Here is a 20,202-nt window from a genome sequence, read left to right as displayed (position 1 = left end):
AGTACGAAATGAAAATCAGAAACGAGAATTTTTAGAGTTTCCCCCCGAAACTTTATCAGCATGATAAGAACTACATAAGACCTTTAGACAAAGATATTGAAGCTATTTTTAATCCTCTTAAAAATAAATTTTTCAAAACCGGTGAATGTGAGAGATTTTTATTTAAAAACAAAAAAAATGAAACCGTAGGAAAAGTTGCCGTTTTTATAAACGAAAATTATCCCCAAAAACAGCCAACGGGAGGAATCGGGTTTTTTGACTGCATCAACGATCAGGAGACGGCAAATTTTATTTTTGATCACTGCAAAGACTGGCTTCAGAAAAGAGGAATAGAAGCCATGGACGGACCGATAAATTTTGGGGAACGGGATAAATTCTGGGGACTTGTCATTGAAGGCTTTACTGAGCCTTTATACGGAATGAATTACAATTTCCCTTATTACAAAGATCTTTTTGAGAACTATGGCTTTAAGATTTACTTTGAGCAGCTCTGTTTTTCAAGATCTATTTTTGCCGAGGTTTCGAGAGTTTTTACGGTAATGCACGCCAAGCACAGCAAGAATCCCAATATTTCAGCAAGACCTATGACAAAGGACAATCTGGAAAAATTTGCCGCAGATTTTACTGAAATTTATAATAAAGCCTGGGAATCTCATGGTGAAGGGAAATGTATGGATGAGTCGAAAGTCCTGAAAATGTTTAGAACAATGAAACCCATTATTAATGAGCATATTTCATGGTTTGTATATGAAAATGAAAAACCTGTTGCCATGTGGATGAATATTCCGGATACGAATCAATGGCTTAAATATTTAAATGGAAAATTCGGGATTTGGGAAAAACTAAAATTTCTTTGGGTTAAAACGTTTAAGAAAAACGAAAAAATGGTTGGCCTTGTTTTTGGTGTTGTTCCGGAATGGCAAAAGAAAGGTCTTGAAGGCTATATGATCTGGGAAGGAACGCAGCATCTTAGAAAGCATACCGATTTCAAAGTCACCGAAATGCAGTGGATTGGGGATTTTAATCCTAAAATGATCAAGATTGCAGAAAATCTGGATACACGTGTTACAAGAAAATTGGCAACGTATCGCTATCTTTTTGACAGAAGTAAAAATTTTGAACGTCATCCTGAATTATAATTTAGATATAAACCATATGGATTCATCAGTAATTATTTTAATTATTTTTCTCCTCCTTTTCTTATTATCAATTCCTGCGATTATTTTTCTGATTGCTTATCTTGCTGCGAGAAGCCGAAAGAAGAAACAGAAACTTTTGCTTGAACAAATCGGAACTCCGGAGTATTACGCTTTTGTCCGCTACAATATGGGAAATGCTCAAAACGAGTTTTTCAAGATCAAAGCTTTTCAAGGAAGCGGAATGCTTTATGTTGAAGGCGAAAATATTCACTTTGTAGATACTTTACATCAAAATCCCCATACTTTTCCTTTACATGAAAGTTCAATAAAATGGGAAGACATTAATATTGTCAATGGTCTTTTAAAATGGTTTTCGATATCAGATCAGGAAAAGAAATATTATTTTAATATCGAAAGTGGAATGTTTATTTTCAATTTAAATTCTTCAAAACCGACCACTAAAAGTGTTTTTGAAAGACTCTTAAAATATCAGACTGAGATCTGATCATTAGGTTTTTTAGTTTTGGCGGCGGCTTTGCCGCCGCCAAAACTAAAAACACCAAAAAAAGAAAAGCTCTGCCACTCGGCAAAGCTCAATCAAATATCATTTTATTTTATTAGAATAGCGCTCCTGCTATTTTTTTGATATTATCACTTTTCCCCATGGAATAGAAATGTAAAACCGGAACTCCAAAATCCAGCAGTTCCCTGCACTGATTGATTGCCCATTCAATTCCTATTTGTTTGACAGCTTCATTATTTTTAGCGTTTTCCACTTCATTAATCAATTCTTCCGGTAAATCAATTTTAAAAATTTGCGGTAAAATCTTCAAATGCTTTTTCATGGCAATCGGTTTTATTCCCGGAATGATGGGAACAGTGATCCCCATTTCCCGGGCTTTTTTCACAAATTCAATATATTTTTTATTGTCAAAAAACATTTGGGTAACAATATAATCTGCTCCGGCGTCTACTTTTTGTTTCAACCATTTCAAATCGTAATTCATAGAGGGTGCTTCCATATGTTTCTCCGGATAACCCGCCACCCCTACACAGAATTTATTGTGTTCCTGACATTCTTCTTCCTGATTATGCAGATATTTCCCTCTTCCTAAATCATTGATCTGATGTACAAGATCCATTGCACTGGCATGGCCCCCATTTGTTGGCTCAAAATATTGATGTCCCTTCATCGCATCACCCCTAAGCGCCATGATATTGTCGATTCCGAGGTACATACAGTCGACCAGAAGATATTCGGTTTCTTCTTTGGTAAAACCTCCACAAAGCAAATGCGGAACAGTATCTACATTATATTTATGCTGAATAGCCGCACAAATTCCCAATGTTCCGGGGCGCATTCTCGTAATCCGGCGTTCCATTAAACCATTTCCTTTGTCGATATAAATATACTCCTCCCGGGAAGTCGTCACATCAATGAATGGCGGTTTGAACTCCATCAAAGGATCAATATTTTTATAGAGATCTTCAATTCCGATGCCTTTTTGTGGCGGAACCACTTCGAGAGAAAACAACGTTTTTCCGTTAGCGTTTTTTATATGGTCAGTGATTTTCATTTATTTATTCTTCTGAATTTATAATATTATCAATCTTAATCATATTGATTAAGTAATAAATTACAGGGGTTGCTATTTCTTTATAAACGGTTTGTATATTTTGTGAGTAAAAAAAATCTTTTTCAAAGATTATCTTATTCACATTATCAATCACTTGATATTTAACTGATTTTTTATTCAATATAATTTTTAAATCAATATTTACCTCAAGTTCTCTTTTAATCAAACCATTGAAGATAAAATAAACTCTAAACAAAATACTTTCAAAATCAATTTGATTATCATAAATTACATCTAAATTATTGTTACTATACGTATGGTATTTTGGCTCGAGCCTGGGAATTTTTTCTATTAATATGATTCTAAAGTCTTGAAAAAGTTCTCCAATTTTATTCAATTTCGGCAGTAAATATTCCAAAAAATCTTTTACATAAGTATTAAGTAGAAAATCTCTATTATTGGTGAAATCTAATGTTTTAATGTCTTGAATTTGCATTTCTTTGGTAAAAAGTTCAATCTCTTTATCCAAATCATCTGGTTCATTAATATTTTCCCCATTAATGGCTTTCTGCATAATATCAAAGCTATATCCTACATTTTCTGCAAATAACTTTACTAAATCTTCATAAATTCCATTATCAGCAATATTCAAAGCAGCATAATATTGAACTTTATCTCTATTTTTAATAACAATAACAGGATATTTGTGTTTCAACAATATAAAATTGCTTAAAATTCTCGCCAACCTTCCGTTTCCATCATCAAAAGGATGTATTGCGGTAAACTTATGATGGAAAATTGCAGACATTACCAAAGGATGAAGTTTTTCTTCTTCAGCATCTCTATACCATTCCAAAAGATTATTCATTTCAAAAGCAACCTCTTCCGGATTGGTATAATAATGAATATCACCTGAAACCGTTTTTACATGATTAGGAGAAGTTTTATACTGTCCGATTTTTATTTCTTTTTCAAATTCAACTCCTTGTGGCGAAATCGTTTTTGAAAAATAAGGTTCTACTAAAATTATTTTATGTAAATCTTTAATATCACTTTCTGAAAGTGGACGATCTTCTTTAATTAACTGTAGCATAAAACCTATTGCCTCGTTGTGCCCCTTGATATCTAAATGATCTTTGAAAGGTTTTCCTTTTGCCGTTAATCCAAAATTTAAAAAAGCAACAGTTTCTCCATAGCTTAATTGGTTTCCTTCAATGGCATTAGAATTATAATTCCAGTCTAATTTTAATTTCTGAAAGATTTTATTTTCCAATTCTTTAGAAAATGGACGATGAGAATCGATTGACTTTTTTTGCTTATCAATTGATTTTATTTCATTTAAGTTTTCTAATATTTTGATATTTTTCATGATGCTATTTTATTACAAAAATAGATTTTAATCTGCTAAGTTTGGCGATAACCATTTTCTTGCTTCCTGTAAAGAAATTCCTTTTCTTTCGGAATAATCTTTCAATTGATCTTCTGCAATTTTTCCTAAGCCAAAATATTTCGCATGCGGACTTCCGAAATAATATCCGGAAACCGAAGCGGTCGGAAACATGGCTAAACTTTCCGTTAGATAGACTCCGATATTTTCCTCCACTTTTAATAGATCCCAAATTGCATGTTTCTCCAAATGATCAGGACAAGCGGGATAACCCGGAGCAGGACGAATACCTTTATATTTTTCAGCGATTAATTCTTCGTTGCTTAAATTTTCCTGATTCGCGTAGCCCCAATATTCGGTTCTTACTTTTTTATGTAAAAACTCGGCGTAGGCTTCTGCAAAACGGTCTGCCAAAGCTTTTACCATAATGGCATTATAGTCGTCACCGGCTTTTTCATATTCTGCTGCCAGCTCATCCGTTCCAAAACCTGTCGTAACGCAGAAAGCACCCACATAATCGACTTTTCCTGAATTTTGAGGTGCAATAAAATCACTTAATGCCAGATAATCTTTCCCTTTTGAACGTTGGGCCTGTTGTCTTAAAGTGATGAATTTTACTTTCTGTTCATTATCTTCATCAAAAATTAAAATGTCATCCTTGTCAGTAGAATTGGCTTTAAAAATTCCAAAAATAGCTTTTGCCGTCAATAATTTTTCGTCTAAAATTCTTTTTAAAATACCCTGTGCATCTTTGAACAGTTCTTTCGCCTGGGTTCCTACAACCTCATCTTCCAAAATATTCGGATATTTCCCATGAAGATCCCAGCTTCTGAAAAATGGTGACCAGTCTATAAAAGGTAACAATTCTCCTAAATCCTGATTTTCAAAAATCTGAATTCCCAAACGATTTGGGGTAAAGATATCTTCATTGTTCCAATCAATTTTAAACTTATTTTCTCTTGCTTCTTCAATAGAAACATAATCTTTTTCGACCTGCCTGTTCAGGAATTTTTCCCTGAATTCCGAATATTCGCTTTTAAGATCGTCGACGTATTCTTTATTTCTATCGCCCAATAATGAACTGACCACGTTTACCGCTCTGGAAGCATCATTTACATGAACAACAGCATTTTTATATTTTAAATCAATCTTTACGGCAGTATGTGCTTTGGAAGTTGTCGCACCACCTATCAATAAAGGAAAATTCAAGTTTTGTCTTTCCAGTTCTGAAGCAATGTACACCATTTCATCCAAACTTGGCGTAATCAATCCGCTTAAACCAATAACATCTACCTGATGTTCAATTGCAGCCTGAATAATTTTTTCGGCCGGCACCATCACTCCAAGATCCACAATTTCATAGTTGTTACAGCCCAACACAACGCTCACAATATTTTTACCAATATCATGAACGTCACCTTTTACCGTTGCCATCAGAATTTTTCCATTCGCAGGTTTTGCACCGTCTTTTTCAGCTTCGATGAACGGCTGTAAATAAGCTACTGCTTTTTTCATTACCCTCGCCGATTTTACGACTTGCGGCAAGAACATTTTCCCGCTCCCGAAAAGATCTCCCACAACACCCATTCCCGTCATTAAATTAATTTCAATAACATGAAGCGGTTTTTCTGCATGCAATCTTGCTTCCTCAACATCTTCTTCGATGAAACGGTCAATTCCTTTTACCAGAGAATGCGTAATTCTTTCCTGAAGGGGATAATTTCGCCATTCAAGATCCTCAACTTTTTCTTTTTTTACCGATTTATGCTTTTCAGAATAATCTAATAGTCTTTCTGTGGCATCTTCTCTTTTGTCAAGGATAACGTCTTCAACTAATCCGAGCAGTTCTTTATTAATTTCATCATAAACCTCAAGCATTGCAGGGTTTACGATTCCCATATTCATTCCCGCCTGAATGGCATGATAAAGAAATACCGAATGCATCGCCTCTCTCACCGTATCATTTCCCCTGAAAGAGAATGAAACATTACTAACACCTCCACTTACAGAGGCATACGGAAGATTTTGCCGCACCCATCTTGTCGCTTCGATAAAATCAATGGCGTTTCTACGGTGTTCATCCATTCCTGTTGCAACAGGGAAAATATTTAAATCGAAAATAATATCTTCCGCCGGGAAATTTAAACGATTCACTAAAATATCATAAGACCGTTTTGAAATTTCGATTCTGCGTTCATACGTATCCGCCTGCCCGACTTCGTCAAATGCCATAACAATCACAGCTGCACCATATCTTTTGATACGTTTTGCCTGTCTGATAAATTCTTCTTCACCACCTTTAAGGCTTATTGAATTTACCACGCATTTTCCCTGGGCGACCTGAAGACCCGCTTCCAGGATTTCCCATTTGGACGAGTCAATCATCAATGGAATTCTGGAAATATCAGGCTCGGAAGCAATTAAATTTAGAAACTTAATCATGGAAGCTTTTCCGTCGATTAATCCATCATCGAAATTAACGTCCAGAATCTGCGCTCCGCCTTCCACCTGGTGACGCGCAATATCTAATGCTTCTGCAAATTTTTCTTCTTTTATTAATCTTAAAAATTTCTTTGATCCTGCAACATTGGTTCTTTCACCAATATTGATAAAGTTACTTTCCGGCGTAATAATCAAAGGCTCAAGCCCCGATAATCTTAAATATTTCATAGTTTAATTTACCAATGTATCAATGTAACAGTTTATCAATTAGATTCTTTATTTCGCTAAGAATGACACTGATTGTTACATGGATAAATATTAGATTGTTATATTAACTTTCCTGGGCTCGTATTTTTCTACCAAATCAGCTATTGCTTTTATATGGTCAGGCGTTGTGCCACAACAACCCCCAATAATATTAATTAATCCTTTTTCCACATATTCCTTGATCTGGCTTGCCATGTCTTCAGGCGTTTCATCATACTTCCCGAAAGCGTTTGGTAAACCGGCGTTGGGGTAAGCCGAAACATGGAATTCTGAATTATGCGCCAATGTTTCCAGATACGGCGTTAATTGGTTTGCTCCCAGCGCACAGTTGAACCCGACACTCAATAAATTCAAATGTGAAACGGAGATTAAAAATGCTTCTGCAGTTTGTCCGCTCAGCGTTCTTCCCGAAGCATCGGTAATCGTTCCCGAAACCATTATAGGGATTTCAATTCCTCTTTCATCCTGAATTTCATCGATTGCGAATAAAGCAGCTTTTGCATTCAATGTATCGAAAATAGTTTCTACTAAAAGAATATCCGAACCTCCGTCTAATAATGCTTCGCACTGCTGCTTGTAAGCAATTCGCAATTCTTCAAATGTAATCGCTCTGTATCCTGGATCATTTACATCAGGACTCAGACTTGCCGTTCTGTTGGTCGGACCGATAGAACCCGCAACAAATCTTGGTTTATCAGGGTTTTGAAAAGTAAATTCATCACATACTTTTCTTGCGATTTTTGCAGATTCATAGTTCAATTCATAAACCAGATCTTCCATGTGATAATCTGCCATGGCTATTGTCGTTCCCGAAAAAGTATTCGTTTCCAGAATATCAGCTCCGGCTTCAAGGTATTTTCTGTGTACTTCTTCAATCGCCTGGGGTTGCGTAAGGGAAAGCAGATCATTATTTCCTTTCACAGGATGTTCCCAATCTTTGAAACGCTCTCCACGATAATCTTCTTCTTCAAATTTATACCGCTGAAGCATGGTACCCATCGCTCCGTCAAGAATTAAAATTCTTTCGGATAACGCTTTGTATAATTGTTCTGAATTTTTCATTTTTATTTATTTCATCGTTGAATTAATCCAATGCCTGTTTTAAATCTGCAATGATATCCTCCACATTTTCCAAGCCAACTGAACAACGAACCAATCCGGCAGTAATTCCTACTTCATTTCTTTCTTCGTCCGTTAATTTAGAATGTGTTGTTGAAGCAGGATGCGTAACAATTGTTCTCGTATCTCCCAGGTTTGCGGAAAGCGAGCACATTTTTATGTTATCTAAAAAGTTTCTTCCGCCTTCAATACCTCCTTTGATTTCGAATGCGACGATATTTCCACCCAATCTCATTTGTTTTTTTGCTACTTCATAACTTGGATGAGATTTCAGGAAAGGGTATTTCACCAATTCAACATTGGGATGGCTTTCTAAAAATTCAGCAACTTTTAAAGCATTTTCACAATGCTTTTCAACACGAATTGCTAATGTTTCCAAGCTTTTTGATAAAACCCAAGCGTTAAAAGGTGACATTGCAGGTCCCGTATTTCTTGCGAAAAGATAAATTTCACGAATCAGATCTTCTCTGCCGACAGCTACTCCACCCAAAACACGGCCCTGACCGTCAATTAATTTTGTTGCTGAATGAACGACGATGTCTGCTCCGTATTTTATCGGTTGCTGTAAATAAGGTGTTGCAAAACAGTTATCCACAATGAAAATTAAATTATGCTTTTCCGCAATTTTTCCGAAAAATTCCAAATCCAATACTTCAATAGCGGGATTGGTAGGTGTTTCCAGATATAAAATTTTTGTATTAGGCTTAATATATTTTTCAACGTTTTCCGCATCTTCTGCCTTGAAATAGGTAGTTTCAATATTCCATTTCGGGAAGTATTTTGTGAATAAAGTATGTGTAGAACCAAAAACAGACTGGCAGCTCACGATATGATCCCCCGCATTCAATAAAGTGGCAAAAGTGGAATAAATAGCGGCCATCCCGGTAGCGAAAGCATAACCTGCTTCTGCGTCTTCCATCTTCGTAATTTTATCGGTAAATTCCGTTACATTAGGATTTGAAAAACGGCTGTATAAGTTCTTTGATTTTTCTTCCGCAAAACTTGCTCTCATATCTTCCGTATCTTCAAAAACAAAGCTTGAAGTCAGAAAAAGTGGCGTTGAATGTTCATCAAACTGCGTCCTCTCAGTTTGAGTTCTTATGGCAATGGTTTCAAAATTTTCCATAATATATTTAATTTACCAACGTAGCAGTGTATTAATGAGATTCTTCACTTCGTTCAGAATGACAAAGGTTAGATATTGGTAAACTGCTACATTGTTATGTTGTTACATTAATTATTTTGTTTCACTTACTCTTAAAATATCTCCGAAAACTCCTCTGGCGGTCACTTTTGCACCAGCTCCGGCCCCCATAATGACAATAGGATTTTCACCGTAACTTTCTGTATAAATCTCAAAGATTGAATCAGAACCTTTTAATTGTCCTAAAGCTGAGCTTGCAGGAACGGAAATTAAATTTACATCCAGTTCACCTTTTTCTTTCTGTAAATCCCCATGAAGATCTCCAACATATCTTAAAACATGACCAGGTTCCTGATTTTCTTTTATTTTTTGGTATTCTACATCCAGCTCATTCAATCTTGAGAGAAATTCTGATTTTGAAACTGAAAGCAGATTTTCAGGAACTAAATTCTGAATATTGATATCTTCAAATTCATTAATCAAATCTAATTCTCTAGCTAAGATCAATAATTTTCTTGCGACATCATTTCCGGATAGGTCTTCTCTTGGATCCGGTTCTGTATAACCTTTTTCCAATGCTTCGTTGATGATGGTTGAAAAATTATCATTCCTCAAAGAAAAATTATTGAATACATAACTTAGTGTTCCTGAGAAAACACCTTTAATTCTTGTGATATTTTCCCCCGAAAGGTGTAACAATTTTATCGTATCAATTAACGGCAAACCTGCACCAACGTTCGTTTCATATAAATAGCGTCTGTTATTTTTGTTCAACGTATATCTTAGTTTACGGTATTCTTCAATCGGAAGGGTATTGAAAATTTTGTTTGAAGAAACAAGATCAAAACCATTTTCTGCCAAAGCATGATAATTATGAACAAAATCTTTACTTGCCGTATTATCAACAACGATAAGATTTTCCAGCTGATTTTCTTTTGAAAAATTAATCAATTCCTGAACTTCCGATGGATTTCCTGCCGCTAAAACATCATTACTCCAATTGCTGTCAAAACCTTTTTTTGTTAAAAGCCATTCTTTTGGAATTCGCCACCGCCACAACTTTTAAATCGATCTTTTTTCGTCTTTTAATTTCTTCTGAAGATTCCAGAACTTGCTCTATCAAAGTCTTTCCAACGTTTCCGTGACCGATGATGGCTAGGTGTACCGTTTTAGGTTTTTTAGAAATTTCAGATTCGATGATATTTTTTGCCTTTTCGTCCTGAGAAGAAGTGACAACGATGTTTACTCTTTTTTCCGCCGCAATCTGATTTAAAAGTAACGGGAAAACATTGTTTCTTGCCAGTTCTGCCAAAACTTTGTTGAAATCTTCTGCCACAAAGCCCAAAACCGACACGTTATTTATGCTGTAAATCTGGGAAACTTTACCCGATTTTCTTTCTGCTTCAAATTCATCAATCAGACAATTTACCGCCTTTTCAGAATCCGCTTCCTGAACGAGAATAGAAAGCCCGTTTTCGATTGCCTGCTGAGAAATTACTCCCACACTGATTCGCGCCAAAGTAAGCGCTTTGAAAATTCGTCCGTCGATCCCGATTTCACCTAAGAAATCTTCTCCTTCAAATTTGATGATTGATCTGTTTTTCAAAAATTTTATTTCGTTTACATTCTTCATCTTCTACAAAATATTTTTAATGATAGTATTTAATTGTTCGTATTCCATTAAGAAGGCATCGTGCCCATGAATTGAGTTGATCTCGTGATAGAAAACATTTTCCCTTTTCTCTTTAAGCTTTTCATAGCACATCCTGATTTCGGAAGCCGGAAAAAACAAATCTGTATCTACAGAGATCATGTGCATTCGGGCCTGAATTTTTTCCAATTGACACTCGTCAGCATTAATATTCATCAGCAAATGATTCATCAGCTTGTAAGATTTTAAACTAAATCTTTCGTTCAACGCTTTCCCATGATAAATCAGCCAATCTTCCGACTCCAACCTCTTTTTCTCCTGGTTATATTTATTTTGAAATCTGCCATTTAACGATTCCGGCGTTCGATAGCACAGCATTGCATGAATTCTGGCTTTTTGAAGCGGTTCATCGCCTTGATTTAATAAAAATTTCTGCACAAGACATTGTGCATGAAGCCAGTCGTGAGTTTTAAAATCGCAGGCAATAGGAATGAAAAATTCGGAAAGCCGGGGATTTTTAACCAACATTTCCCATCCGATTCCGCCTCCAAGAGAGCCTCCGATAATGGCGTGTAATGTTTTTATATTTAAAATTTCAAGGCCTTGCAAAAAAATATTGGCAATATCTGAAACTGTAAAATCTTCATACTCATCAATAAAAAAATCATCGTAACCGTTTCCCGGAATATTAAAACATAAAATCGTGTACTTTCTAGTATCGATTACCTGATCATCTCCAATAAGCTGTTTCCACCAGCCTTTTTCTCCCGAAACGGCCGAATTTCCGGTTAAAGCATGATTGACCAGGATAACAGGAGCCGAAAACAAGTCTTTCCCGAAAAACTGGTAGCTCAACGGGATATGATATTCCTTACCGGAATTTGTGCGATACGAAAAATTGATATGTTTTAGTTCTGCTTCCAATTCTATTATTATTAATACAATTGAAAATGCCACAGGAATGGCTGAAAAGAACTTCAGTAAGTTATCTGTCCAAAATAATTTGGTAGAACGTAGCACCTTCTCCGCTTTCGCGAAGGGTTGCTAAGGTTTCATAGGGTCTAATCCCTCAACCTTTCTTGATAACATTTTCAATATTTGAATGAACGAATGGTGCAAAGATAAAACTTTTCTTTTAAAATTTTATAAAAATTTAATTTAATATCACAAACACCCTTCAGCAGGCGGTTTGCAGAAAGATATTAAGTTTAATTCAAATTTGTGAAGTTGGAATTTTTTACCAAAAAAACTAACTTCGTAATGAAAAGTGACGACATATGATTGCAGAAAAACAAAGATTACAAGATACAGACTGGAAAAACTGGGGTCCTTATGTGAGTAACCGGCAGTGGGGAAACGTACGGGAAGACTATAGCTCAAACGGTGACGCATGGAATTTTGCCAATCATAATAATGCGGAAAGCTATGCTTACCGCTGGGGAGAAGAAGGAATCGCCGGAATCTCCGATGCCAAGCAACTTTTCTGTTTTGCCCTTTCATTCTGGAATAAGAAAGACAAGATCGTGAAAGAGCGTTTTTTCGGGCTGAGCAATCCTCAGGGAAATCACGGTGAAGATATCAAGGAAATTTTCTACTATCTGGATAATACGCCTACTCACAGCTACATGAAAATGCTGTATAAATATCCTATTAATGCTTTTCCTTACGATGATATCCGCGCAGAAAATGCGAGACGAAGCAAAAAAAGAACCTGAATATGAGATTATTGACACCGGAATTTTTGATAAGGACGAGTATTTTGATATTTTCATTGAATATGCAAAGGCCGATCATAATGACTTGTTAGTACGTGTAACTATTTTTAACAGAAGTAGTGTTGACGCTCCTATTGTTGTGGCACCCACCGTGTGGTTCAGAAATAACTGGAAATGGGGCTACAATACTTATAAAGGTCAGACAGCCGCTTCACACGAAGGTTGTATTAATATTGATCACGATAGTATTTCCATAAAAAAGTTTTATTCCAGAAATACTGATGCGGAAAGTGTTTTTTGTGAAAATGAAACCAACACCCCCAAACTATACGGAGCTCCATATCTTGGAAATACTTATTTTAAAGATGGAATTAATGACTACATTATTTACGGTAGTAACACGGTAAATCCTGAAAAAAAGGGAACAAAGGCTTCCTTTCTTTTGGATGAAATCATAGAAGCAGGAAGTTCAAAATCTTTTGACTTTAGACTTTCTCCGGATCATTTGGATGAGCCCTTTGAAAATTTTGATAAAATTTTTAATACCAGAATTGCCGAAGCGGATGAATTTTACCATGAAATTCAGAATGATGTGATGAATGATGATGAGAGAAATGTCCAAAGACAGGCTTTTGCAGGATTACTCTGGAATAAACAGTTTTATCATTACAATGTAGGAAAATGGCTGAAAGGTGATCCGAATTTTGAGGCTCCGAGAGATTTCAACAATTATGTACGAAACACGGAATGGAACCATATGCATAATAAGGATATCATTTCCATGCCCGACAAATGGGAATATCCGTGGTATGCCACCTGGGACCTGGCCTTCCATTGTGTTCCGTTTGCGATTATTGATGCAGATTTTGCTAAAAACCAATTGCTTTTGCTCACTAAAGAATGGTATATGCACCCGAACGGACAAATGCCTGCTTACGAGTGGAACCTGAGTGACGTAAACCCTCCTGTTCATGCTTGGTCATGCTTCAGGGTTTTTAAAATTGATGAAAAGCAGAACGGAAAACCGGATCTTTTATTTTTAGAAAAAGTCTTCCAGAAATTGCTCCTTAATTTCACATGGTGGGTAAACCGAAAGGATAAAAATGGTAAAAATATCTTTGGTGGAGGCTTCCTGGGTCTTGATAATATCGGAGCTTTTGACCGAAATATGATCCTGAAGGACGGCCAACATCTGGAACAGGCCGACGGTACAAGCTGGATGGCCATGTATGCATTAAATATGATGCGTATTGCCATGGAACTGGCTCAATATTATCAGGTGTATGAAGATATGGCGATTAAATTTTTTGAGCATTATTTATATATTGCAGAAGCCATGGAAAATCTTGGAGAAGGAACCAAAGGACTTTGGAATGAAGAAGACGGATTTTTCTACGATGTGCTTCAGCTTGGAAACGGAGATAGTGTTTCATTAAAATTACGAAGCATCGTAGGGCTTATCCCGATGTTTGCCGTAGAAATTATAGATCACCATCTGCTCGACAAAATGCCTAATTTTGTGGAAAGAATGGATTGGGTACTAAAAAACAAACCCGAACTTACCAAACTTGTATCCCATTGGGAAGAGGAAGGCCAGGGAAGAAAACATCTGATGAGTATTCTCCGCAAAACAAGACTCACAAAAGTGCTGAGCCGTATGCTTGATGAAAAGGAATTTCTAAGCGATTACGGAATTCGTGCCATGTCTAAAGTATATGAAGAAAATCCGTTTGTATTCTCTGTACACGGGACAGAAAATGTTGTTTATTACACACCGGGCGAAAGCGACAGCCGGATGTTCGGAGGAAACAGTAACTGGAGAGGACCCATTTGGTTTCCTATCAACTTCCTGATTGTAGAGAGCTTACAGAGATTCCATTTTTATTACGGAAACAGCATGAAAGTTGAACTGCCTACCGGAAGCGGAGATAAGAAAAATCTTGACGAAGTCGCACAGAATATCAGCAACAGACTGTGTTCTATTTTCCTCAAAGATGCAGTGGGCCAAAGAGCATTCAACGGAGGGAATGCAAAATTTAATTATGATGAAAACTTTAAAGACTATATAACATTCTTCGAGTATTTCCATGGTGATAACGGACGCGGAATCGGGGCATCTCATCAGACAGGATGGACTGCTACGGTTGCAAAACTGATGAAACCACGAATGACATTTTAAACATTATTTCTCCATACAATACAGGCCTCTTAATACAGAGGCTTTTTTTATATTAAAAAAAACAAAATATTTATTATTTCAATATAAAATCATTGATGCAATAGTTAACATCTATTCATATTAAGCAAAAATCATTATATATTACATATATGTAAAAAATTATCATCAATTTTTAATTTATAATAATTTTTTATCAATAAAATATCTATATTAGCCAAATAAACCTAATATAAACTTTATGAAAGGAAAATTACTACCTCTAGCAGTCGTGGCATTATCGGCTGTTTGTACTCATCAGCTTAAAGCTCAGGAATATCAGCCGATGCCGGTTCAAAGTGGCTTTAATGCAGATGTCATTGCCAACGGAGTGGGACCGTCTGCTTCTTCAACCAACAATGATGTCGATGGAGTAAGCTATGCTTTTATCTCAAGAGATTTTCAATTGACAGCTGCAAGTACACCGCTTACCTATGGTCTCCCTATCAATGGAATTATTAATTCGGCTGTATCTTCAACATCAGGATTATCTTATCAGATGGCTCCTTACAGCTCAAATAACAGCCTTCGATTAGAAACTGCCGGCGAAAACGGAACCTTAGTTTTTTCAACACCTCTTCAGGCTCTTACTGTGTATATGCTTGCAACGGGAGGAAGCGGTAGCTGTACCGTAGATGTAGACGTAAATTTTACAGATAATACTTCACAGACTCTCTCGGGAATCAGTATTTCCGACTGGTACGGAGGAAGCAGCTACGCAATCCAGGGGATCGGAAGAATTAACATCTCCAATGACAACCTTGAGTCAGGCTCGGGGACCAATCCAAGACTATATCAGATTCCTTTGGCAATCAGCACAGAGAATCAATCAAAAAGCGTAAAAAGTGTAACCGTAACGAAGACAGGAACAGGAGGAATCCCAAATATTTTTGCTTTCGCGGCCGACGCCTATAATGCCTGCAGTACTCCGACAGACATTACTGCTACGACTACCATGTCGGATGCAACGTTAAGCTGGACAGCACCTACCAATGCCCCGGCTTCAGGATATCAATATTACTACAGTACTTCGCCTACTGCCCCTACAGCAACGACAACTCCTACCGGGAATGTGACCTCAGGTACTTCTGTAACTCTTAATTCACTTACTACCGGACAAACTTATTATTTCTGGGTAAGATCCAATTGCGGTGGCTCATCTCAAAGCTTCTGGAAAATGAAAGAATTTACACCGGGGCAGATCAGTACCATTTATACAGCCGGGGATATCAATACACAATATAACAATTCGGGAGTTTCCACTTCATCTACTACAGACTGTGCAGGAAGTGTAAGCATCAATGTTCCGGCAGGATATAAAATAAAATCTACAGCAGTTTCTTATAAAATGTCTACCGTTTCCAACGGATGGATGGGAGAGCAAAGAAGCCTTTTGGTTTGTACAACAAACAATACCACCGAATCTTCTGTAACCTCCGGATCCGGATCGTCCACAGGTACCTATTCTTATAACAGAACCGGACTTACTCTCGCCAATGAGCTTACAGGAACTGTAAACTACGAGCTGAGAGCATGGAGAACATATGGCGGATCAGGATGTAGTGCAGATTATAACAAAGTTGATAATAACACATTAACGGTAACCATTACTCTGGAGCCATTATCTCTGGCAACAAGCGAGGTGACCGCAAAAGAAAAAGAAAGAATTGCTTATCCGAATCCGTTCGTTGATACCTTATATCTTGAAAAAGCGGAAAATGTGAAAAAAGCTGTTTTAACAGATCTTTCGGGAATTGTAGTTAAAACCGTTGAAAATCCTTCTTCAGCATTATTCTTAGGAGGAATAAGATCCGGAATGTATATTCTGACTTTAACCATGAAAGACGGTTCTTTAAAAAGCATGAAAACAATTAAAAGATAATACACACTCCATATTCATAATGAAAAACGCGGATAAATATCCGCGTTTTTTGTTTTGTATGAGATTGGAAAAGATTAAGCCTCAACAATTTCTCCATTCACGAAAACCTCGTAGCCAATTTCCACATTGGGCTCCAGGGTCTTAGAAACAGAACAGTATTTTTCGAATGAAAGCTGAGCTGCTTTTAATGCTTTCTTAGGATCCATATTACCTTCAAGAAAAAACTTTACTTTGATTGATTTAAAAGGCTTGGCATCATCCACCGGGATTCTTTCTCCTTCAACTTCAGCCTTAAAACCGGTAATTTCCTGTCTTTGTTTTTTCAGAATTGAAACCACATCAATGCCGCTACAGCCTGCAACCGCCATCAAAACGCTTTCCATAGGAGAAACTCCTTTTGCTCCCGGCTGGGTCGTATTATCTAAAAGAATTGAATTTCCCTGAGAATTGGTACATTCAAACAAAAAATCGTCGTTGATTCTGTTAAGTGTTATTTTCATTATATGTATGCTTGATTTAATGATTATTAATTGTTGTTTATACTACATGATTAAACTCCGCCCCTCGGAATTTAGGTGATTTGATGAAAATTTTACGCTTTAGTATTAAAAGTTTAAGCTTAAGGTTTAAAATTTTATACATTATACTCAAAACTTTAGCCACAACATCTAAAACTTTAGCCTTAAGGCTTAAATTTTTACCTGTCAGACCTAAAATTTCCGCTTAGAGCTTACTGCCTACTGCTTATAGCCTACTGCTTATAGCCTACAGCTTAATGCTTATAGCAAGTTATAAAATTCCCCTGGCTTTGATCTCCAGATATTTATTGATAACCTCAATATTTAAATTTTCGGGCAATGTATAAACAGTATAAATTCCATATTTGCGGAGTTCCTGAATGATCAGTTTCTTTTCAAACTCAAATTTTTCGGCAATGATCTCATCATAAATTTCCTGCATGCTTTCAGGATTTTTATGGATTAATGTCTGAAGTTCGGAGTTTTTAAAGAAAACCACCACCAGCAAATGGTTTTTGGCAATTCCGCGAAGATATTTTAACTGCCGGTTAAGGCCATCAAGAGTTTCAAAATTAGTAAACAGTAAAATTAAGCTTCTCTGATTTAATGAATATTTTACATCCTGATACAACCGGTTAAAATCACTTTCAAAAAAATCTGTTTTGATATTATAAAGCGCTTCTGAGATTTTCCTTAGTTGTCCCGATTTATTTTCGGCAGCAATTTTATTTTCTGTTTTTTTAGAGAAGGTCATCATTCCTGCACGATCGCCTTTTTTCAGGATAATATGGGATAAAGCCATTGTCGCATTGATGGAATAATCCAGCAGGCTTAATCCTTTGAAAGGCATTTTCATCGTCCGTCCGGTATCAATCAGCATAAAGATGCGTTGCGATTTTTCATCCTGAAACTGATTAACCATCAATCGGTTAGTTTTAGAAGTCGCTTTCCAGTTAATTGTCCTGATATCGTCTCCGGGAACATATTCTTTGATCTGCTCGAATTCCATCGTATGTCCCAGCTTCCTTATTTTCTTGATTCCCCCTAACAAAAACTCGCTCTGAATAGCCATCAGCTCATATTTTCTCAAATGGATAAATGACGGATAGGAAGGTAAATTGGCATCTTTCTGAAAATTAAACCTTTTGGAAACAAAGCCTAATGGCGAAGAAACATATACGTTCAGGCTTCCGAAATTGTATTCCCCGCGTTCTTTAGGTTCCAGAAAATATTGAAAGAACGTATTTTTTCCGGGTATAATATGTTTTTCAATCATGAAATCCCGCTTCTGAAACTGGAACGGAATTTCATCGATTACTTTAACATTAATCTTAAAATCGTAATTATTTTTAATGTCGATTTTCACAGGATTTTCATCGCCGTTTGATAGTTTTTCGGGCAAAATTCTCTGTGCTGCAATGCCTTTATTTTTGTTAAAGACAAAAAGATAATCTACCATTACCGCCAAAAAACATAACAACAAAAGACTATGTGCCCCCCACATCAGAAAAGGGAAGAAAAATGCAAAGACATACAGTATTCCCACTGTAATGAGTGTGTAAAAAAAGCGGGTATTGATGTATAAGTTTTTCATTATTTAAGGTACAAGTTTTAAGGTTGCAGGTAGCCGTATAATTAGTTTACATTTTCCTTTATTTTAAGGAGTTAATTAGTCCATTCAACATCTTAGAAATTTCAATAATATCCTGATTTAATTTTAAATAGATTTCTGGATTTAAGAAATTAAGATTTCTGGAAATAATTAACTGTGTTTCAACTTCAGCGCAACTTCCCCTTGCTATTTTTAAAAATTGCAAATAATCTGGCTTGCTTCTTCTTGAATTCCCTTCAGCAATATTAGATGGAATCGAAACAGAAGCCCTTCTAATCTGAGATTGTAAGCCGAATGTTTCATCTTTTGGAAAAGTATATGTTGCCTTGTAAATTTCCGTCACAAGATCTATTGATTTCTGCCAAACTAAAAGCTCTTTAAAATTAGCCATATTGAAAATGTAAAACTTAAATCTTTAAACTGCAACCTTTTTATCTGCAACCTATCATCTGCTAGCTATCTTGGAATTTCTATTCCTTCTAAAATCTGTCTGATAATTTCATCGGCGGTAAGACCCTCCATTTCTCTTTCCGGCGACACGATCACTCGGTGTCTTAATACGGCGTAGCTTGCTTCTTTAATATCTTCAGGAGTTACAAAATCTCTTCCTCTTAATGCAGCAAAAGCTTTAGAAGCGGTTAATAACGCAAGACTCGCCCGCGGAGAAGCTCCGAGATACAGGAATTGGTTCTCCCTGGTATTGACAATGATCTTGGCAATATATTCCATCAACTGGGCCTCTACAATGATTTCTTTTACAAGCTGCTGATAATTCTTCAATTGCTGCGCAGTGATTACACGGTTCACAACCTCTGTTTTATCTTCATTCCTGCTTTCGTGCTGATTTTTAATAATCGAAATTTCCTGTGCCAGATCAGGGTAACCAACGTTTATTTTAAACAGAAAACGATCCAGCTGAGCTTCCGGAAGCCTGTACGTCCCTTCGTGTTCAATTGGGTTTTGGGTAGCAACAACCAGGAAAGGCTCATCCATCGTGTAACGTGTACCATCCATCGTAATTTGTCTTTCCTCCATTACCTCGAATAATGCAGCCTGCGTTTTTGCAGGAGACCTGTTGATCTCATCAATTAAGATAAAGCTTGAGAAAATAGGACCTTTCTTAAATTCAAATTCAGAATTTTTTACGTTGAAAACAGAAGTTCCCAAAATATCGGAAGGCATAAGATCCGGCGTAAACTGAATTCTGCTGAAGCCTACATCAATAGTTTTTGCCAGCAATTTTGCAGTAATCGTCTTTGCCACTCCCGGAACGCCTTCAATAAGAACATGTCCGTTTGACAGGAGTGCAGCCAGAAGATGATCTACCATACTCTCCTGCCCTACAATCACTTTGGCAATTTCAGATTTTACCTTATCAAGACTTGTACGAAGCTCAATCATATCAATTCTCGACTGAAACTGATCTTCTTTTTTTATCAAGATGTATAGAAGACTGATCTTCTATATTTGGGTTTTCAAAGTTTTCCATATAATATAATTTAACAATTTACCGATGTACCAATTTATCAATCAA

Annotated in this window: 17 protein-coding genes and 1 riboswitch; of the genes, 5 read left to right on the top strand and 12 right to left on the bottom strand. The window is 36.5% G+C overall.

Annotated elements, in window-relative coordinates; translation table 11 throughout:
• Nucleotides 1–338 precede the first annotated feature (338 nt).
• Nucleotides 339–1,139, top strand: a complete 801-nt coding sequence (locus tag AAHI02_RS15465; protein WP_346984002.1) for a hypothetical protein — start codon at nt 339–341, stop codon at nt 1,137–1,139.
• Between the two features lie 16 nt (nt 1,140–1,155).
• Nucleotides 1,156–1,644, top strand: coding sequence for a hypothetical protein (locus AAHI02_RS15460; protein WP_346984001.1), 489 nt, complete (start codon nt 1,156–1,158; stop codon nt 1,642–1,644).
• 112 nt (nt 1,645–1,756) lie between these two features.
• Here AAHI02_RS15460 and metF read toward each other — a convergent pair whose 3' ends face one another.
• From metF to AAHI02_RS15420, 8 genes are all read right to left on the bottom strand, one after another.
• Entirely contained in the window at nt 1,757–2,716 is a 960-nt protein-coding gene (gene metF, locus AAHI02_RS15455; RefSeq protein WP_346984000.1) for a methylenetetrahydrofolate reductase [NAD(P)H], read from the bottom strand.
• A gap of 4 nt (nt 2,717–2,720) precedes the next feature.
• Nucleotides 2,721–4,085 carry a Fic family protein gene (locus tag AAHI02_RS15450; protein WP_346983999.1) on the bottom strand — a complete coding sequence of 455 codons (1,365 nt, stop codon included), beginning with the start codon at nt 4,083–4,085 and terminating at the stop codon, nt 2,721–2,723.
• 27 nt (nt 4,086–4,112) lie between these two features.
• Nucleotides 4,113–6,773 (bottom strand): methionine synthase, encoded by a 2,661-nt coding sequence (gene metH, locus AAHI02_RS15445; protein ID WP_346983998.1) that lies wholly within the window; start codon nt 6,771–6,773, stop codon nt 4,113–4,115.
• Nucleotides 6,774–6,863: 90 nt separating this feature from the next.
• A complete protein-coding gene (locus AAHI02_RS15440; RefSeq protein WP_346983997.1) occupies nt 6,864–7,874 on the bottom strand; it encodes a homocysteine S-methyltransferase family protein in 1,011 nt (336 codons plus the stop codon).
• Nucleotides 7,875–7,896: 22 nt separating this feature from the next.
• Nucleotides 7,897–9,057 carry an O-succinylhomoserine sulfhydrylase gene (locus AAHI02_RS15435; RefSeq protein ID WP_346983996.1) on the bottom strand — a complete coding sequence of 387 codons (1,161 nt, stop codon included), beginning with the start codon at nt 9,055–9,057 and terminating at the stop codon, nt 7,897–7,899.
• Between the two features lie 111 nt (nt 9,058–9,168).
• Nucleotides 9,169–10,134 (bottom strand): hypothetical protein, encoded by a 966-nt coding sequence (locus AAHI02_RS15430; protein ID WP_346983995.1) that lies wholly within the window; start codon nt 10,132–10,134, stop codon nt 9,169–9,171.
• Nucleotides 10,082–10,708, bottom strand: coding sequence for a hypothetical protein (locus AAHI02_RS15425; protein ID WP_346983994.1), 627 nt, complete (start codon nt 10,706–10,708; stop codon nt 10,082–10,084). Before AAHI02_RS15425 ends, AAHI02_RS15430 begins: the two co-directional genes overlap by 53 nt.
• 3 nt (nt 10,709–10,711) lie before the next feature.
• On the bottom strand, nt 10,712–11,629 hold the full coding sequence (locus AAHI02_RS15420) for an alpha/beta fold hydrolase (protein ID WP_346986627.1): 918 nt from the start codon (nt 11,627–11,629) through the stop codon (nt 10,712–10,714).
• A gap of 79 nt (nt 11,630–11,708) precedes the next feature.
• Nucleotides 11,709–11,815, bottom strand: a riboswitch (SAM riboswitch).
• 188 nt (nt 11,816–12,003) lie between these two features.
• Between AAHI02_RS15420 and AAHI02_RS15415 the strand changes: the two genes are divergently transcribed.
• The 3 genes from AAHI02_RS15415 (at nt 12,004) to AAHI02_RS15405 (ending at nt 16,538) form a co-directional block, all read left to right on the top strand.
• Nucleotides 12,004–12,441, top strand: coding sequence for a hypothetical protein (locus AAHI02_RS15415; RefSeq protein ID WP_346983993.1), 438 nt, complete (start codon nt 12,004–12,006; stop codon nt 12,439–12,441).
• The gene (locus tag AAHI02_RS15410; protein ID WP_346983992.1) at nt 12,413–14,620 is read left to right on the top strand and encodes a glucosidase; all 2,208 of its coding nucleotides are present in this window, start codon (nt 12,413–12,415) and stop codon (nt 14,618–14,620) included. The genes AAHI02_RS15415 and AAHI02_RS15410 overlap by 29 nt, the downstream gene beginning before the upstream one ends.
• Before the next feature lie 238 nt (nt 14,621–14,858).
• Nucleotides 14,859–16,538 carry a T9SS type A sorting domain-containing protein gene (locus AAHI02_RS15405; protein WP_346983991.1) on the top strand — a complete coding sequence of 560 codons (1,680 nt, stop codon included), beginning with the start codon at nt 14,859–14,861 and terminating at the stop codon, nt 16,536–16,538.
• Between the two features lie 74 nt (nt 16,539–16,612).
• Here AAHI02_RS15405 and AAHI02_RS15400 read toward each other — a convergent pair whose 3' ends face one another.
• The 4 genes from AAHI02_RS15400 to AAHI02_RS15385 form a co-directional block, all read right to left on the bottom strand.
• Nucleotides 16,613–17,038 (bottom strand): OsmC family protein, encoded by a 426-nt coding sequence (locus AAHI02_RS15400; protein WP_346983990.1) that lies wholly within the window; start codon nt 17,036–17,038, stop codon nt 16,613–16,615.
• Nucleotides 17,039–17,327: 289 nt separating this feature from the next.
• Nucleotides 17,328–18,650, bottom strand: coding sequence for a DUF58 domain-containing protein (locus tag AAHI02_RS15395; RefSeq protein WP_346983989.1), 1,323 nt, complete (start codon nt 18,648–18,650; stop codon nt 17,328–17,330).
• Between the two features lie 58 nt (nt 18,651–18,708).
• A complete protein-coding gene (locus AAHI02_RS15390) occupies nt 18,709–19,059 on the bottom strand; it encodes a four helix bundle protein (protein ID WP_346983988.1) in 351 nt (116 codons plus the stop codon).
• Between the two features lie 65 nt (nt 19,060–19,124).
• Entirely contained in the window at nt 19,125–20,069 is a 945-nt protein-coding gene (locus tag AAHI02_RS15385; RefSeq protein WP_346986626.1) for a MoxR family ATPase, read from the bottom strand.
• Nucleotides 20,070–20,202: the final 133 nt, after the last annotated feature.

It is taken from the genome of Chryseobacterium sp. POE27 (assembly GCF_039727685.1).
Classification (GTDB): Bacteria; Bacteroidota; Bacteroidia; order Flavobacteriales; family Weeksellaceae; genus Chryseobacterium.
The sequence above is the reverse complement of the archived record's forward strand: the minus strand, read 5'-3'. Positions and strand labels throughout refer to the sequence as shown.

Excerpts from the sequence above, each read along its gene's own strand:
- AAHI02_RS15410 (WP_346983992.1), top strand. The coding sequence starts at position 12,413 with ATGCGAGACGAAGCAAAAAAAGAACCTGAATATGAGATTATTGACACC.
- AAHI02_RS15465 (WP_346984002.1), top strand. The coding sequence starts at position 339 with ATGGACGGACCGATAAATTTTGGGGAACGGGATAAATTCTGGGGACTT.
- AAHI02_RS15450 (WP_346983999.1), bottom strand. The coding sequence starts at position 4,085 with ATGAAAAATATCAAAATATTAGAAAACTTAAATGAAATAAAATCAATT.
- metH (WP_346983998.1), bottom strand. The coding sequence starts at position 6,773 with ATGAAATATTTAAGATTATCGGGGCTTGAGCCTTTGATTATTACGCCG.
- AAHI02_RS15395 (WP_346983989.1), bottom strand. The coding sequence starts at position 18,650 with ATGAAAAACTTATACATCAATACCCGCTTTTTTTACACACTCATTACA.
- AAHI02_RS15390 (WP_346983988.1), bottom strand. The coding sequence starts at position 19,059 with ATGGCTAATTTTAAAGAGCTTTTAGTTTGGCAGAAATCAATAGATCTT.
- metF (WP_346984000.1), bottom strand. The coding sequence starts at position 2,716 with ATGAAAATCACTGACCATATAAAAAACGCTAACGGAAAAACGTTGTTT.
- AAHI02_RS15440 (WP_346983997.1), bottom strand. The coding sequence starts at position 7,874 with ATGAAAAATTCAGAACAATTATACAAAGCGTTATCCGAAAGAATTTTA.
- AAHI02_RS15425 (WP_346983994.1), bottom strand. The coding sequence starts at position 10,708 with ATGAAGAATGTAAACGAAATAAAATTTTTGAAAAACAGATCAATCATC.
- AAHI02_RS15415 (WP_346983993.1), top strand. The coding sequence starts at position 12,004 with ATGATTGCAGAAAAACAAAGATTACAAGATACAGACTGGAAAAACTGG.
- AAHI02_RS15385 (WP_346986626.1), bottom strand. The coding sequence starts at position 20,069 with ATGATTGAGCTTCGTACAAGTCTTGATAAGGTAAAATCTGAAATTGCC.
- AAHI02_RS15405 (WP_346983991.1), top strand. The coding sequence starts at position 14,859 with ATGAAAGGAAAATTACTACCTCTAGCAGTCGTGGCATTATCGGCTGTT.
- AAHI02_RS15460 (WP_346984001.1), top strand. The coding sequence starts at position 1,156 with ATGGATTCATCAGTAATTATTTTAATTATTTTTCTCCTCCTTTTCTTA.
- AAHI02_RS15435 (WP_346983996.1), bottom strand. The coding sequence starts at position 9,057 with ATGGAAAATTTTGAAACCATTGCCATAAGAACTCAAACTGAGAGGACG.
- AAHI02_RS15400 (WP_346983990.1), bottom strand. The coding sequence starts at position 17,038 with ATGAAAATAACACTTAACAGAATCAACGACGATTTTTTGTTTGAATGT.